The sequence below is a fragment of the uncultured Oscillibacter sp. genome (genome assembly GCF_950073225.1).
Lineage (GTDB): Bacteria > Bacillota > Clostridia > Oscillospirales > Oscillospiraceae > Oscillibacter.
On record NZ_CATMPS010000020.1, the window covers coordinates 16,975 to 30,088 of the forward strand.

General features: G+C 63.1%; 13 protein-coding genes and 1 other RNA gene. 4 read left to right on the forward strand and 10 right to left on the reverse strand.

What is annotated here, in order from left to right; genetic code table 11:
* Positions 1-72 precede the first annotated feature (72 nt).
* A complete protein-coding gene (locus Q1M04_RS16165; protein WP_366140822.1) occupies positions 73-243 on the forward strand; it encodes a transposase in 171 nt (56 codons plus the stop codon).
* The gene (locus tag Q1M04_RS10480) at positions 200-727 is read left to right on the forward strand and encodes a transposase (RefSeq protein WP_300345913.1); all 528 of its coding nucleotides are present in this window, start codon (positions 200-202) and stop codon (positions 725-727) included. Before Q1M04_RS16165 ends, Q1M04_RS10480 begins: the two co-directional genes overlap by 44 nt.
* A gap of 184 nt (positions 728-911) precedes the next feature.
* Here the strand turns inward: Q1M04_RS10480 and Q1M04_RS10485 are convergent, their stop codons facing one another.
* Genes Q1M04_RS10485 through Q1M04_RS10505 form a run of 5 tightly spaced genes read right to left on the reverse strand, consistent with a single transcriptional unit; the run spans position 912 to position 6,072 of the window.
* Positions 912-2,888, reverse strand: coding sequence for a hypothetical protein (locus tag Q1M04_RS10485; protein WP_297999045.1), 1,977 nt, complete (start codon positions 2,886-2,888; stop codon positions 912-914).
* Positions 2,888-3,985: an AAA family ATPase gene (locus Q1M04_RS10490; RefSeq protein ID WP_297999047.1), complete on the reverse strand. Its 1,098-nt coding sequence runs from the start codon at positions 3,983-3,985 to the stop codon at positions 2,888-2,890. The genes Q1M04_RS10485 and Q1M04_RS10490 overlap by 1 nt, the downstream gene beginning before the upstream one ends.
* Before the next feature lie 5 nt (positions 3,986-3,990).
* On the reverse strand, positions 3,991-4,506 hold the full coding sequence (locus Q1M04_RS10495) for a Gx transporter family protein (protein ID WP_293280063.1): 516 nt from the start codon (positions 4,504-4,506) through the stop codon (positions 3,991-3,993).
* Positions 4,507-4,516: 10 nt separating this feature from the next.
* Positions 4,517-4,963: a NusG domain II-containing protein gene (locus tag Q1M04_RS10500; protein ID WP_297999049.1), complete on the reverse strand. Its 447-nt coding sequence runs from the start codon at positions 4,961-4,963 to the stop codon at positions 4,517-4,519.
* Positions 4,960-6,072, reverse strand: coding sequence for an FAD:protein FMN transferase (locus tag Q1M04_RS10505; RefSeq protein ID WP_297999051.1), 1,113 nt, complete (start codon positions 6,070-6,072; stop codon positions 4,960-4,962). The genes Q1M04_RS10500 and Q1M04_RS10505 overlap by 4 nt, the downstream gene beginning before the upstream one ends.
* Before the next feature lie 223 nt (positions 6,073-6,295).
* Here Q1M04_RS10505 and Q1M04_RS10510 point away from each other — a divergent pair, with 223 nt between their 5' ends.
* On the forward strand, positions 6,296-7,036 hold the full coding sequence (locus Q1M04_RS10510; protein ID WP_293280060.1) for a hypothetical protein: 741 nt from the start codon (positions 6,296-6,298) through the stop codon (positions 7,034-7,036).
* A 73-nt stretch (positions 7,037-7,109) separates the two neighbouring features.
* On the opposite strand, the gene Q1M04_RS10515 is transcribed toward Q1M04_RS10510, so the two are convergent.
* From Q1M04_RS10515 to gap, 5 genes are all read right to left on the reverse strand, one after another.
* Positions 7,110-8,876 (reverse strand): DUF4127 family protein, encoded by a 1,767-nt coding sequence (locus Q1M04_RS10515; RefSeq protein ID WP_297999053.1) that lies wholly within the window; start codon positions 8,874-8,876, stop codon positions 7,110-7,112.
* A gap of 49 nt (positions 8,877-8,925) precedes the next feature.
* Positions 8,926-9,294 (reverse strand): YbaB/EbfC family nucleoid-associated protein, encoded by a 369-nt coding sequence (locus Q1M04_RS10520; protein ID WP_295756608.1) that lies wholly within the window; start codon positions 9,292-9,294, stop codon positions 8,926-8,928.
* A 14-nt stretch (positions 9,295-9,308) separates the two neighbouring features.
* The gene (gene dnaX / locus Q1M04_RS10525; protein WP_297999055.1) at positions 9,309-11,039 is read right to left on the reverse strand and encodes a DNA polymerase III subunit gamma/tau; all 1,731 of its coding nucleotides are present in this window, start codon (positions 11,037-11,039) and stop codon (positions 9,309-9,311) included.
* A 112-nt stretch (positions 11,040-11,151) separates the two neighbouring features.
* Positions 11,152-11,251: signal recognition particle sRNA small type (gene ffs, locus Q1M04_RS10530), an RNA gene on the reverse strand.
* 129 nt (positions 11,252-11,380) lie between these two features.
* A complete protein-coding gene (gap, locus tag Q1M04_RS10535; protein WP_295756612.1) occupies positions 11,381-12,394 on the reverse strand; it encodes a type I glyceraldehyde-3-phosphate dehydrogenase in 1,014 nt (337 codons plus the stop codon).
* A 427-nt stretch (positions 12,395-12,821) separates the two neighbouring features.
* Between gap and Q1M04_RS10540 the strand changes: the two genes are divergently transcribed.
* Positions 12,822-13,058: a DUF3343 domain-containing protein gene (locus tag Q1M04_RS10540; protein WP_293279688.1), complete on the forward strand. Its 237-nt coding sequence runs from the start codon at positions 12,822-12,824 to the stop codon at positions 13,056-13,058.
* Positions 13,059-13,114: the final 56 nt, after the last annotated feature.

A 13,114-nucleotide genomic window follows, 5' to 3' on the forward strand; every position in this document is an offset into this window, starting at 1 on the left:
CAGTCTGTCGAAAAAGTCTGCCACAAGGCAGACTTTTTCATATAAAGATGATAAAATAGGGAATAGAGGAGTATCGATCCGGCAGTGCTGTTCAAACTGGTGCTGCTCCAACACCTGGACGGGAACGTATCGCTGCCGGGGACGCTCCGCAGAGCAAAGACGGATGCAGCGTACCGATGGTTCCTGCGATACACGCTGAGTGAAGAACCCGGAGTGCGGGCTGTTTCACAAAGGAGAGCATAAGCGGTGCTTTGCCTGCGAAGCTCACACTGCCTGCGACAAGAACGGCTGTGTACTGGAGGCTGTGGTTACCCCCGGCAATGTCCACGGCAGCGTGGCGTTTGATGATGTCTACAACAAATTGACCCAGGCCTTTCCCGAGGCAGAGACCGTGGTGGCAGACGCTGCCTGCAAGACCCCGCACATCTGCAGGAAAGTGTTTGATGATGGCCGGGTGCTGTCCACTGCTTACAAGCGTCCCGTGACCCGAAAGGGCGGACATCCCTGGTGGGCTTACGTCTATGATGAATACTACGGCTGCGTGATCTGTCCGGAATACCAGCCCCTGGCTTACCGCACCACCAACCGGGATGGTTACCGGGAATACGCAAGCGACCCGAAAATCTGCGCTCAGTGCCCGACCCGGCATTTATGTACCAAATCCAAAAACTGCGCGCTACACGTTTTACCGTGGTCTGACCCGGGTATCCAACTGGGTGAGGCTTAAATTTGCTGCCATGAACCTCAAAAAGCTGGCGAGCTGGAAAGCCAGAAAGCGCTCTTCCCGTTCCCACCTCCACAACTGCCTTTATCTTTTATCCTTCAATATCTTTGCGGCCTGTCTGGATATTCTCCAAACAGGCCGCTTTTCGACAGGCTGGGGACCGCCTGAAACAGGCGGTCCCATAAAGCTACAGCTCCCAAGGGGGCTTTTTATCCTGACCGGACCAGGGGTCCGGCCCGCTCCGGCGGAAGGTCTCCCGCCTCTCCTGGGAAGGCCAGGGGTCGTTGGCGTCCCGGCGGCGCTCTGCCCGCTGCCGCTGGGCGCGCCGGAGGCGGAGCACAGCCCCCAGGGCTACAAGAACAAAGCAGAGAATCAGGAGAATTTCCTCAAAGCGCCCCGCCGTGCCGCCCTGCTGTTCGCCGTAAGAGATGGGCCTGCCGTCCAGATACTCCTCCAGCGTCTCCGACAGGGCGGGGACGGTCTCCGGCTCGAAGATGTCCCGGAGACCCGCCTCCTCCACAGCCGCCATGTAAGGCATGGAGAGGGACAGGGCGGAGAGCTCCAGGTAGGTTTCCTTGGCCTCCCGGGGACGGTCCAGGTAGAGAAACCACAGGTCCAGGGCGGAGAGGGCGGAGGTGGCGTAGCTGATGAAGTACAGGGGATTTTGGAAGTTGTGGGCGTTCTCCACCCAGGCGGGGTCCGCGTCCACGCCTGGGCCGTAGGAATAGCCGTAGTCCTCCGACAGGACCTTGAAAAGCCGGTTCAGCTCCTCCGCGGTCATCTCCGGGTTTTGGTAGGCCGCCGTTTGAAACTCGTCGTAAAGACAGCCGTCCAAAATGGAATCCAGAATGTTGTAGAGCACCGCGTTCCGGTAGGCTTCTCCGTACCGCTCTCCAAAGAGCTCCTCCGCCTGTCCGGCAAAGATCAGCTCCAAAGCCTGAGAGTGAATTTCTCCCACGTCGATGTTGAAGTCCGTCCAAAGGTCGTGCTGGGCACAGTGGAAGGTCTCGAAGAAGTGGCCGAACTCATGCACCGTGTCGCTGAGATCCTGATAGTCGCCGTAAGGGCTGTTGAAAATAAACGCGCTGCCGTAGGCGGGCAGGGCCACGGTGTAGCCGGTGGGCAGCTTGGCCTCGCCGTACTCGATGTCGTAGAGGTGGTGGTCCCGCAGGAAGCGGAAGGTCTCTCCCATCTCCCGGTCAAAGCCCTCCGCGAAGGGCTGAATGGCATCCAGCACCTCCTCGCCGTCCATGCGGCTCCGCACGCTGAGGGCCCGGAGCTCCTGCTCGCTGGTCTCCTCCAGCAGGCGCAGCTGGAGGGGGAGGATGTACCGCTTTGCCAGCCGGTGGAGGTCCGCGGCGTCCTCCAGACCGTAGTCCCGGGTGTAGAGGGCCTCGTAGGCGTATTCGGCGTAATCGTCATAGCCCGCCCACTGGGCCTGCTCCGCCCGCAGGCGGACCAGTTGGAGGTAAACCTCCCCGGCGGCCCGGTACCGCTCTTCCGCCAGGGCCTGGCTGACGGCCTCATAGGTCTCCCCGTCCACCCCGGCGGACTCCAGAGACTCCGCCGTCCAGATACGGCCCTCCGCCAGGACGGGAACACCCTGTTCCATAATCTGGTCGTAGGTCTGGATCAGCCGGTCCTCTTCCTCATAGAGGGCGGCTTCCTCCTCCGTCAGTCCCCGGTAGCCCATGAGGCTGTCCGCCGCGCCCTCCCCGGCGTCCGCGTCCAGAATATCGCCGTAGGGAGAGGCGGCCATTACGGCCAGGGCCTGATAGCAGCGGCTGGTAAGCCGGGTCTGCTGGGCGGAGAGCTCCAGGTACAGCGCCGCCTCCTCCGGAGCTCCGCCGCTGGCGTCGTACTGGATGGCGCTGAGGTTGGCCAGGGTGGCCAGCAGGTCCGTCTCCTCCATGATCTGTTCATAGAGGGCTTGGACCCGGCGGCGGGTCTCCCGGCTTCCCCGGTCCCGGCTGTGGCGGGAACAGGTGCTTTCCAATTCCTTCAGGGCGGAGAGCAGGGCCGTCTCGTCGAAGGCGGTGACGGGGAGCATGTCGTCATAGTGCACCGCTGGATGGGCGGAAGCGGGAGACGCCCACTTTACCGCCGAGGCCGCCGGCCCGGAGCACAGGGCCAGGGCCAGCAGCAGGCAGAGAAGATTTTTCATCACAGGCCTCCAAGGGGGTCAAGGTGTTCTCCGTCCCGCGCGGCCTCCACGTCCGCCGCCGTCAGCTTCATCAAATCCTCCCGGGTGACGGCTCCCTGTCCCGCCAGGCGGCTGGCCTGGCAGACTAAGATCCGCTCAAAGACATTCCGCACCCCCCGGGCGTTGCCGAAGGACTCCGGGTCCCGGTTCTCCTCCCGGAGGAAGTCCCGGACAAGGCCCTCGGCGTCCTCCTCCAGCTCATAGCAGCCCTTCTCGCAGCGCATCTTGAAGATGGCCAGCAGCTCCTCCGGCGTGTAGTCCTCGAAGTGCAAAAAGCGGTTGAAGCGGGATTCCAAACCGGGGTTGGAGTGAATGAAGCGATCCATTAAATCGTCGTATCCGGCGGCGATGACCACCAGGTCGTCCCGGTGGTCCTCCATGGCCTTGAGGATGGTGTCGATGGCCTCCTGGCCGAAGTCGTTCCCCGAGGAGCCGTTCAGGGCATAGGCCTCGTCGATGAACAGCACGCCCCCCAGGGCCTTTTCCACGGCCTTACTGGTCTTCAGCGCCGTCTGGCCCACGTAGCCCGCCACCAGCCCGGCCCGGTCCACCTCCACCAGCTGCCCCTTGGAGAGGATGCCCAGGGAGTGGAAGATCCGGGCCATCAGCCGGGCGATGGTGGTTTTTCCGGTGCCGGGACTGCCGGAGAAGACCATGTGGAGGGACAGCTCCGTCACCGGCAGGCCGTTTTTCTCCCGGAGCTGGTGGACCTTTACCAAATCAATGAGGTTTCGGACCTCCTTTTTTACGGCGGCAAGGCCGATGTAGCCGTCCAGCTCCTTTTGCAGATCCTCCAGCTTCTCCGGCGGAGGAGCCTCCTCCTGGGGCTCGGTACGCGCGCCTGCGGTCTGGGGGGCCTCCGGAGCGTCGGGCTTGCCTTGGGAGGAGGCCGGGGATTTGGGGGCATCCCGGGATGGGGCCTCCGGCGTTTTGACCTCTGGGGTCAGGGGGGAGCCCCAGAAATCCGTTCCCATCCGGCGGAGGTTGTGCTCCGTCAGGGTCTGGATGACCTCCAGCTGCTGGAGGATGATTTCGTCCTTTTTGTCCTTCTTGTCCATACGCGTCAGCCTTTCATCAAGTCGGTGTGCCGGAGTCCCCGGAACAGGCAGGCGGAGGCCAGCCCGGTCAGTCCGCCGGTAAGCAGGGATACCGCCAGCAAAACGGGCAGATAATAGAGGGGGGCGGTACTGCCCAGGGTCAGCAGGGCGGCGGCGATTTGTCCGCAGTTGTGGGCCGCCGCGCCGCCTACGGATACGCCGTAAATGGAAAGCGCCCGCCGCCGGGAGAGGAGGACCATGGTCCCCAGGGCGCTTAAGGCCCCCAGCAGGGAGAAGACAAGGGCGTTCATGTTTCCGGCAAAAAGGGCACCCAGAAAGCACCGGGCCAGCAGAATCAAAAGCGCCTCCCCCGGTCCCAGGGCATAGAGGGCGAAGACCGTCACAATGTTGGCAAGGCCCAGCTTCACGCCGGGAACGGGGATGGCCAGGGAGAGGGGAAAGAGATTTTCCAGATAGCTCAGCGCCAGGGCCATAGCCGTCAGCAGGGCGCAGAGGGTCAGTTGTTTTGTTGTCAGCTTCATCCCGCGCCTCCTAACCTAAGACCGCGTCCACCGCGTCCGGGGCCGGCGCGCCGCCCTCCAGGCGGATGACGATCCGGGCGGGGAGGCAGACGATGCTCTGCCCGCCTCTGGTGATGGTCCCGGTGTGGACGCAGTCCTGGGTGGGGCAGTCGGAAAGAGCCACCCGGAGGCCGGATTTCCCGGAGGGGGGCGGGGCGTTCCGTTCCGGGTCCTCGTAGTCGATGCCAAGAGCCACCTCCAGCGTATAGCCGCTGCCGGTATAGGTTCTGGGGCCTTCCAGAAGGTCCTCCGGCGGGAAGCGGTCCACCTCCGCGCCGTCCACGGACACCACCGCCGTCAGGGCCTGGGCGGTTCCGCCCCGCCACTGGAACAGGGCCAGGGCGACGGCCAGCGCCGCCACGCAGAGGACTACCAGTGCGTCCCAGGCCGTGGGGTAGAGCTTGGGGGACGGCCTCATGGGGAGACCACCTCAAGGGTATACCCGCTGCTTTCCTCCAGGGTGAAGCGGTCCGCCAGCCCCTCCGTGACGACAACCCGGCCGTCCTCTGTCACCAGCACCAGGTCAAAAGGACAGCCCTCTTCGCCCCACATCATTTCGTCCCGCCAGAAAGCCAGAGCCCGTTCCTCCCCCATGATAAAAAGGGCGGTAGAATAGGCGTCGCACATGGTGCCGGGGAAGCCGCTGCCGTCCCCCTCTCCAAGGGCGGCGACAACGGTGACGGAGGTCAGGCCGCTGTCCGCCGGGTATCCCGTGGCGGGGTCGATAATATGATGATAGGTTTTTCCATCCTGTTCGAAATACCGCTGGTAGCCCCCGGAGGTGACGGCAAAGGAATCCGTCAGCGCCAGCACTCCGGCGAAGGCGTCCTGCTCGCCCACCCGGGCCGGATCCTGAATGGCCACCCGCCAAGGGGTGCCGTCGGGCCGGCCGCCATAGGCCAGCACGTTGCCGCCCAGGTTGATGTTGGCCCGGGGCACGTCGTGTTCCCGAAGGACCCCCACGATTTTGTCGGCGGCGTAGCCCTTGGCCAGGCCCCCCAGGTCGATGGCCTGGCCGGGACCCAGGGTGACCGTGGCCTTGGGTCCGTCCCCGTTGGAATCAAGGGAGGGCGTAACGGAGACCTGGGAACTGTCTACCAGGGGGAGAAGCCGGTCCAGCTCCGCTCGAGAGGGGACGCGGAAGCTGTCCTCCGTGAAGCCCCAAGCGGAGACCACCGGGGCCACCGTGATATCAAAGGCCCCACCGGTGGAGGAGCTGTAAGCGGCGGCCCGCTCCAAAAGGGAATAGGCATCCCAGCCAATCTCCACAGCACCTCCCCCGGCGGCGTTGAGCCGGGAGACTTCGCTGTCCTCCACGGTCCGGGAGAGCTTGGCCTCCAGGTCCCGTATAACGTCCTCGCAGGCGTAGGCGGCGGCGGGGGAGCGCTCCCCGTAGGTGGTGATGAGCATGGCGGTGTCCATGGCGATGACCTGGATGCTCTCCTGGGCCTCGTCCGGGCTCATCTGCGCGCCGCAGCCCGAGAGGAACAGGACCGTCAGTAAAACATATGCGGTGAGTCGTTTCATAGTAAACCTCTTTGTCCGTCTGATTGCAATTTCAATATGGATAGTATAGCACGGCCGGGGCCGCTTCTCAACGAAAAAGGGAGAGTTAGGCGAAAAAATAAAAAACCTGGCGGGAAGGGCCTTGCAAAAGGAAGAAAAGTCTGCTATACTATTTAAGCGTGTCGGCGGAGAGCGTTTCCGCCGGGTATTTTTGAAAGAAAAAACACCTTGGAGGTCTTGATAAATGGCAAAGAATCCGAACGGAAAGCCCCAGAAGCGGGATAATGCCCTGTATGGCGCGACCATCTTCTTTCTTGCGGCCTGTCTGGCGGAGGTATACCTTTTGGTTCTGCGCAGGTATTACATCCACGGCGACGTGGTGACCGAGGCCTTGCCCTGGCATAACCGGCTGCTGATTTTCGCGGGCCTGGGGGCGGCGGCGCTGGTCCTGGGCGTGGCTTTAAGCGTGCTTTGGAAGGCCGACCAGCGCAAGCGCCTCATCGGCTGGTGTCTGATTGGCCTGGGCGTGTTCTTCGGCGGCGGCAGTATGCTCATCCGCCTGTATTTCGAGTCCGCCGTGACGCTTCTCAGCGTGGTGGTGCCGGTGACCATGGTTCTGACGGTCATTTGGGCCTTCTACGACCGGGAGTGCTCCGTGGCCATGACGGCCCTGAGCGGAACCCTGATTCTTCTGTGGATGTGCCGCCGCCTGTTCAATCACCTGACGCTGGGCCTGCCTGTGAAGGCGCTGGCCGTGGCGTATGTGCTGCTGCTGGCGGGACTGTGCTATCTGGCGAAGAACAAGAAGCTTGGGAATCTGCTTCCCCCGGAGGCGGACCTGCTGCCCATTTACGCCGCTGCCGGGCTGTCCGCCGCGGCGGTGGTGCTGGGGCTGTTCAGCGCCGCCGTGGCGTACTACGCCATGTGGGCCTTGGGCGTTGTGGTCTTTGCCCTGGCGGTGTATTACACGGTGAAGCAGCTGTAAAGTACGGTTTCCTGCGGGATTATAAAAAACCCGCCGTCTGCGGACGGCGGGCTTTTTGCGCTCTTTGGGGCCTTCACTGGAATTCCCCCAGCCGGATGTCCATGCCGATCTCAAAGGCCCGGTCCCAGGGGAAGCGGTAGTTCTCCAGGGCGATGCCGCCCCAGTTTTTTTCCGCATAGGGTTCCAGCGACGTGATAAGACGGCTCCGCTCCAGGTTTTTGATTGCGGCGGAAGTCTCTTTTTTCATACCTTCTTCCAGGCGCTGGAGCAGGTCCTCCCGGTCCAGGTCCGGGGCCCAGAAGTTGTTGGGGTCCCCGCCCAGGTCGTTTCGGATATAGCCGAGCAGTTCGTTCCGCACCACGCCCTTGTAGCAGAAGTCCTTCAGGATGCTGTCCGCCAAAGTACGGGCCCAGGCCCGGTCACAGGCGTCGGTGCCGCCCCCGTTTTTCAAAACGGCGTACCGGGCAACGCCGTGGCTCAGGGCGGTGCCGGTGACGATGGCCATGTCCAGCATGCCGGAGTAGGCGGTGAGATATCCCAGTTCCGTGTCCCTGGTCAGCGCCTCATAGACCACCGTGCCATAGGTCCCGTTGCTGGCGTCGATGAGGATGGCGGGCCGCCGGGCCTTCCTGTAGTCCCGCAGGGCCTCTATGAGATGTTTGCGGTAAGCGTTCATTTGGTCCGGGTCCTCCGGCTGGGTCAGTACCAGAATTTGCAGCTCCGCAGTGTCGGCCTCCCGCAAATCGAAGAAGGCCAGGTGTTCTTCCATGATTTCCGTCAGGGGCTGGAAGTCGTACTCACAGGCGGGCCGGTCCTCCGTTCCGCCGAGGTAAGTGACCGCCGTCCGCGCCCCCGTCCAGCCCGTCTCGTCCAGATACAGCCGGGCCACGGCCTTGAAGGCCAGATCGTCCACCCCGGAGAGGAGCCAGTCCAGCTGCTTCCCCTCGCTGTCCGTTCGAAGCCCCTGGCGGAGGTAGGCAATCTCATTTTTCTGAATGCAGTCCTCCAGGGAGGAGTCGTCGATGCCGGTTAACAGCCGGAAGTTCTCATAGCCGGGTTTGCTCAGCGTATCCTGCACCACATAAGAGAGCGTCATTTTCCGGTCCCGGGAGCGTACGTGCCGGCGGGCGGCCTCATAGTCGCCCGCCTCCTTCGTCTGGGAGCGGAGGTTTTCCCCATTGGGCCCCCACCAGTAACTCTCGCCAATGTCCTCCAGATTCAGCGCGTCCCCCTCCAGTGTCCGCCGGGGCAGGGCTCCGAAGGCCCGGATGGCATTGTAGTCCTCCAGGGTACCGCCCTCATAGCCCACGGTGGGGGCCAGCCGCATGACAGAATCCAGCAGCCAGACGACATTGTTTTCATCGGCGGAGAGGGCCGTCAAAAGCTTCTTCAGCATGGAGTGCACCTGAACGGTCCCGCCGCCGGGAAGCTCGATGTCGTACCCTGTCATAGACCGGGAGGCCACCAGCCCCCCGGAGTGCAGCTGGTCCAGGGAGAGAATATAGCGGTCGCACCCCGCCGCCTCCTGCTCCAGCACCCAGGTGAACAGGGACCAGGGCTCCCCCCGCTGGAGGCTGTCGAAGTTTTTCGGCTGGCCGTCCAGGGCCGTGCGGTACAGGACCTTCTCCGGCATGGCCAGGGCATAGCCCAGGGACTCCGCCAGATACACCACCCGCTCCACGTTGTCGGGCCGGTCGTCCAGGGGGACATAGGCGATGGTCTTCCCCGGCTCGGAGGCGGCGGGCTCCGGGTAGGGCAGGGGCTCCGTCCGTCCGGGGGCGCAGCCCGCCAGCAGGACCAGGGCCAGGACCGCCGCCCAAAGGCGCTTTACTCGTTTCATAAAACCTCCTTAAAAAAGGACGGAGCCGTCACGGCCCCGTCCTTCCCGCTCAAAGTCCCAGGCCCCCCAGGTTCAGCCCGCCGGTGATGCTGTCCATGGCCTTGTCCATGGCGTCCCCGGCCTGGCGCAGGGCCTCGTTGACGGCGGAGACCACCAGATCCTGAAGCATCTCCACGTCCTCCGGGTCCACCGCCTCGGGCTTGATGGTGAGGGAGGTCAATTCCTTCTTGCCGCTGGCCACGGCCTCCACAGCCCCGCCGCCCACGCTGGCGGTGAAGGAGCGGTTTTCCACCTCCGTCTGGGCGGCGTTCATGGCCTCCTGCATCTGGGCGATCTGCTGCTGGACGGCAGCCTGGCGCTGGGCGCCGGTGGCTTTCATATTGCCGCTGGTGAATCCGCGGCGGGCGCTGTATCCCATGGTGATCTTCTCCTTTATTCTGTGATTTCAATGTTGTCAAACTGCCGGCCAAAGGCCACCAGATTTTTCAGGTTCTCCTCCGGGGAGGACTTCGGGGCCTCCCCGGTGCGGAGTATGAGCCGCACCGGGCTGCCGGTGAGGGCCTCCGCCTCCTGCTCCAGGATCTCCCGGACCCGGTTGTTGTCCAGGCGGCCCAGGGTCAGGTCGTCCGGGGCGCAGACCGTCAGCAGGTCCCCCTCCAAAAAGCCGGAGCACATGCCCAGGAAGGGCCGGTACATGGGGGAGAGGCGGTTCTTGCAGTTCTCCGCCAGGGTCCGCCACCAGCCGCCGTCCACCGCTCTGGCGGGGGCGTTTCCGGCGGCGGGGGCCGCCGGGGCCTGGGGCGCTGAGAAGGGCTTCGGAGGCTCCGGCGGGAGCGGCGGAGCCTCGGGGATGTCATAGACTCGCTGTCCCGGCTCGTCCGTCATGGGCGGTTCCTCCGGCAGGGGAGGCTCGTCCCAGGGAGGCGGGTCCGGAAATTTGGGCGGGGCGGGCGGCTCCTTATGAGGCGGCGGGGCCTGCTCCGGCGGCGCGGCCCCGGGCCGCTGGGCCAGCGCCGCCCGGGCGGCTTGATTGTCCTCCAGCCGGGCGATCCGGGCTTCCAGGGCCGTCAGGTCCCCGGAAAGGCTTTCGTCGCACAGGCGCAGAAGGCACAGCTCCGCATCCAAGCGGCGGTTGGCGCTGGCGTACAGCTCCGCCGAGGCCTTTTGCAGGGTGGAAGCCAGGTGCAGGAAGCGCCCGGCGGGCACGCCCTTTCCCAGGCGGTCCAGGGCGGCGGCGTCGTAGCCGCCGGAGAGCAGGGCCGCGCCGCCCTTGGGGGCGGTCTTTTGGAGGAGCAGGTCCCTTGTGAGGGTGGACAGCTCCGAGAGCACCGCCCCCATGTCCTTGCCGCCCTTGTAGAGCTCGTCCAGCAGGAGGAGGGCCCCCTGGGCGTCCCGGCTCAAAATCAATTCCATCAGCCGGGCGGTCTGGAGGTTTCCCGCCAGCCCCAGCACGTCCAGCACCGCGGCGGCGTCAATGGTCCCTCCGGCGGCGGCGCACTGGTCCAAAAGGCTCAGCCCGTCCCGCAGAGCTCCGTCCGCCAGGCGGCTTAAAAGCTCCGCCCCGTCGGGCCGGAGGTCAATGGACTCCTGTTCCGCCACATAGCTCAGCCGCCGGGCCGCGTCCTCCGGCCGGATGCGCCGGAAGGAGAACCGCTGGCAGCGAGAGAGGATGGTGGCGGGGACCTTGTGAAGCTCCGTGGTGGCCAGGATGAACATCAGGTGCTCCGGCGGCTCCTCCAGGATTTTCAGCAGCGCGTTGAAGGCGGCGGTGGAGAGCATGTGAACCTCGTCCACGATGTAAACCCGCTTTTTCACGTTGGCGGGGGAGTAAACCGCTTCGTCCCGGAGGGCCCGGACCTGGTCCACGCCGTTGTTGGAGGCGGCGTCCAGCTCCAAAACGTCCAGGAAGCCGCCACTGTCGATGCCCACGCAGGAGGGACACTTGCCGCAGGGGTCTCCGTCCACGGGGGCCTCGCAGTTCACGGCCTTGGCGAGAATCTTGGCGCAGGTGGTTTTCCCGGTGCCCCGGGTGCCGGTGAAGAGGTAGGCGTGGGAGGTCCGGCCCTCGGCCACCTGGCGGCGGAGGGTCTCGGTAATGTGCTCCTGGCCGATGACGTCGGCAAAGGCCTTGGGCCGCCACTTTCGATAGAGGGCCTGATACACGGGCCTGGTCCCCTCCTTCCTCCCAGCGGGAGCGCTCAAGCCGCCCGCCGGTTCTTCAAACCGCTAAGCCTTGGTATAAGGCTAAAGAAAAGGAAATCCTCCACACGCAGCTGCGGAGCCGGTTGCCTCGCGGCACATGAAACATTCCGCTTAATGCTGCTCGGTTCCCCGCCTGACATGGTTCGCAGAGCTTCATTGCGCGAGACCGGCTCCGCAGCTGCCTGCGGAGGACTGCCTTTGTATTCTACTATATTCTTTCCCAAATGGCAACAAAAAATTTTCCAATCTTCAAAAAAGGTCCCGCCGTTCTGAAAACGGCGGGACCTGGTTCATGGAAATCCTTACTTGTTGTCCACAGAGAACATATAGGCGATCAGCTCCACCATCTTGTTGGCGTAGCCGGTTTCGTTGTCGTACCAGGAGACGACCTTGACAAAGTTGTCGGTCAGGCTGAGGCCGGCCTTCTTGTCGAAGATGGAGGTGAGGGGGCAGCCCAGGAAGTCGCTGGAGACCACGTCCTCGTCGGTGTAGCCGAGGATGCCCTTCAGCTCGCCCTCGCTGGCTTCCTTCATGGCCTTGCAGATGTCCTCATAGCTGGCGGGCTTTTCCAGGCGGGCGGTCAGGTCCACCACGGACACGTCCAGGGTGGGAACGCGCATGGAGATGCCGGTCAGCTTGCCGTTCAGCTCGGGGATGACCTTGCCCACGGCCTTGGCCGCGCCGGTGGAGGAGGGGATGATGTTGCCGGTGGCCGCGCGGCCGCCCCGCCAGTCCTTCATGGAAGCGCCGTCCAGCAGCTTCTGGGTGGGGGTGACGGAGTGGACGGTGGTCATCAGGCCCTCGACGATGCCGAACTTCTCATTCAGAACCTTGGCGATGGGGGCCAGGCAGTTGGTGGTGCAGGAGGCGTTGGAGACATAGGTCATGTCGGAGGTGTACTTTTTATTGTTCACGCCCATGACGAACATCGGGGTGTCGTCCTTGGAGGGGGCTCCCATGATGACGTGCTTGGCTCCGGCCTTGATGTGGCCCTCGCACTTGCTCTTTTCCAGGTGCTGGCCGGTGCACTCGCAGATATACTCCGCGCCGACGGTGCTCCAGGGAATGTCGGAAACTTCCTTGGCGGTGAAGACCTTGAACTCCTTGCCGTCCACCACCAGGGCGTCGGCGGTGTAGGAGACCTCGCCGGGGAACTTGCCGTGCACGCTGTCATACTTCAGCATGTAGGCCATATACTCGGGATTCATGAAGGGGTCGTTCAAGCCGACGACCTCGACGTCGTCGCGCTTCAGGGCGGCGCGGAACACGATGCGGCCGATGCGGCCAAAACCATTGATGCCGATTTTCGCTTTCATAATACAGGAACTCCTTTCGAATTTTGGGTACAAATTGTACCGGAATGCCATATAAACGATTGCGTAAACGATTTGTTTGGGTGTTTTCCAGAAGTAATAGTATCACAGCGTGAAGTTTTTGGCAATCATCATTTCAAACAACAATTTGAAAGGGCCGTTGTGAATTTTTGATAATAAAGCATCTCTTTTCCAAACCGCTTGAAACGACTGGCATTGCTTCCCTGGAAAAGGATTCCCAAAGGAGCGGGGATTATGCGGCGCGGAGGGGAAGAGGCGCAAAATACTTGGTGATTCCGACCGAAAAAGAGGGCTGCGTTTGGCTGAAGTGTGAAAAAACAAAAATAGGTTGACCTTTTCGAAAAAAGACTTGCCGCCGGAGGAAAGATATGTTATTCTTATAAAAGAATAACGAGGAGGAGGGCCTTTTATGCGACGGCGGATTCCGCGCTGCGTGGTGTCCTTCCACACCACTGCCGGAGCCATGGCGGCGGAGCGCCTCTGCCGCCGGGAGGGGCTGGAGGGAAAGCTGATCTCCGTTCCCCGGAGCGTTACCTCCGACTGCGGGCTGGCCTGGTCCGCCCCGCCGGAGCTGCGGGAGATTCTGGAACGCCGCTTCCGGGAGGCGGGCATCGAGGCAGCGGGCTTCCATGCGCTGACCCTTTGAGGGGTCCTTTTTCCGAAAAGTGTTATTCTAAAGAAAGAATAGCAGATTGAGGAGGA

What these genes read in the sequence shown, in the direction of transcription:
- Q1M04_RS10485 (WP_297999045.1), bottom strand. Translation starts at nt 2,888, where the DNA reads ATGAAAAATCTTCTCTGCCTGCTGCTGGCCCTGGCCCTGTGCTCCGGG.
- Q1M04_RS10490 (WP_297999047.1), bottom strand. Translation starts at nt 3,985, where the DNA reads ATGGACAAGAAGGACAAAAAGGACGAAATCATCCTCCAGCAGCTGGAG.
- Q1M04_RS10495 (WP_293280063.1), bottom strand. Translation starts at nt 4,506, where the DNA reads ATGAAGCTGACAACAAAACAACTGACCCTCTGCGCCCTGCTGACGGCT.
- Q1M04_RS10500 (WP_297999049.1), bottom strand. Translation starts at nt 4,963, where the DNA reads ATGAGGCCGTCCCCCAAGCTCTACCCCACGGCCTGGGACGCACTGGTA.
- Q1M04_RS10505 (WP_297999051.1), bottom strand. Translation starts at nt 6,072, where the DNA reads ATGAAACGACTCACCGCATATGTTTTACTGACGGTCCTGTTCCTCTCG.
- Q1M04_RS10510 (WP_293280060.1), top strand. Translation starts at nt 6,296, where the DNA reads ATGGCAAAGAATCCGAACGGAAAGCCCCAGAAGCGGGATAATGCCCTG.
- Q1M04_RS10515 (WP_297999053.1), bottom strand. Translation starts at nt 8,876, where the DNA reads ATGAAACGAGTAAAGCGCCTTTGGGCGGCGGTCCTGGCCCTGGTCCTG.
- Q1M04_RS10520 (WP_295756608.1), bottom strand. Translation starts at nt 9,294, where the DNA reads ATGGGATACAGCGCCCGCCGCGGATTCACCAGCGGCAATATGAAAGCC.
- gap (WP_295756612.1), bottom strand. Translation starts at nt 12,394, where the DNA reads ATGAAAGCGAAAATCGGCATCAATGGTTTTGGCCGCATCGGCCGCATC.
- Q1M04_RS10540 (WP_293279688.1), top strand. Translation starts at nt 12,822, where the DNA reads ATGCGACGGCGGATTCCGCGCTGCGTGGTGTCCTTCCACACCACTGCC.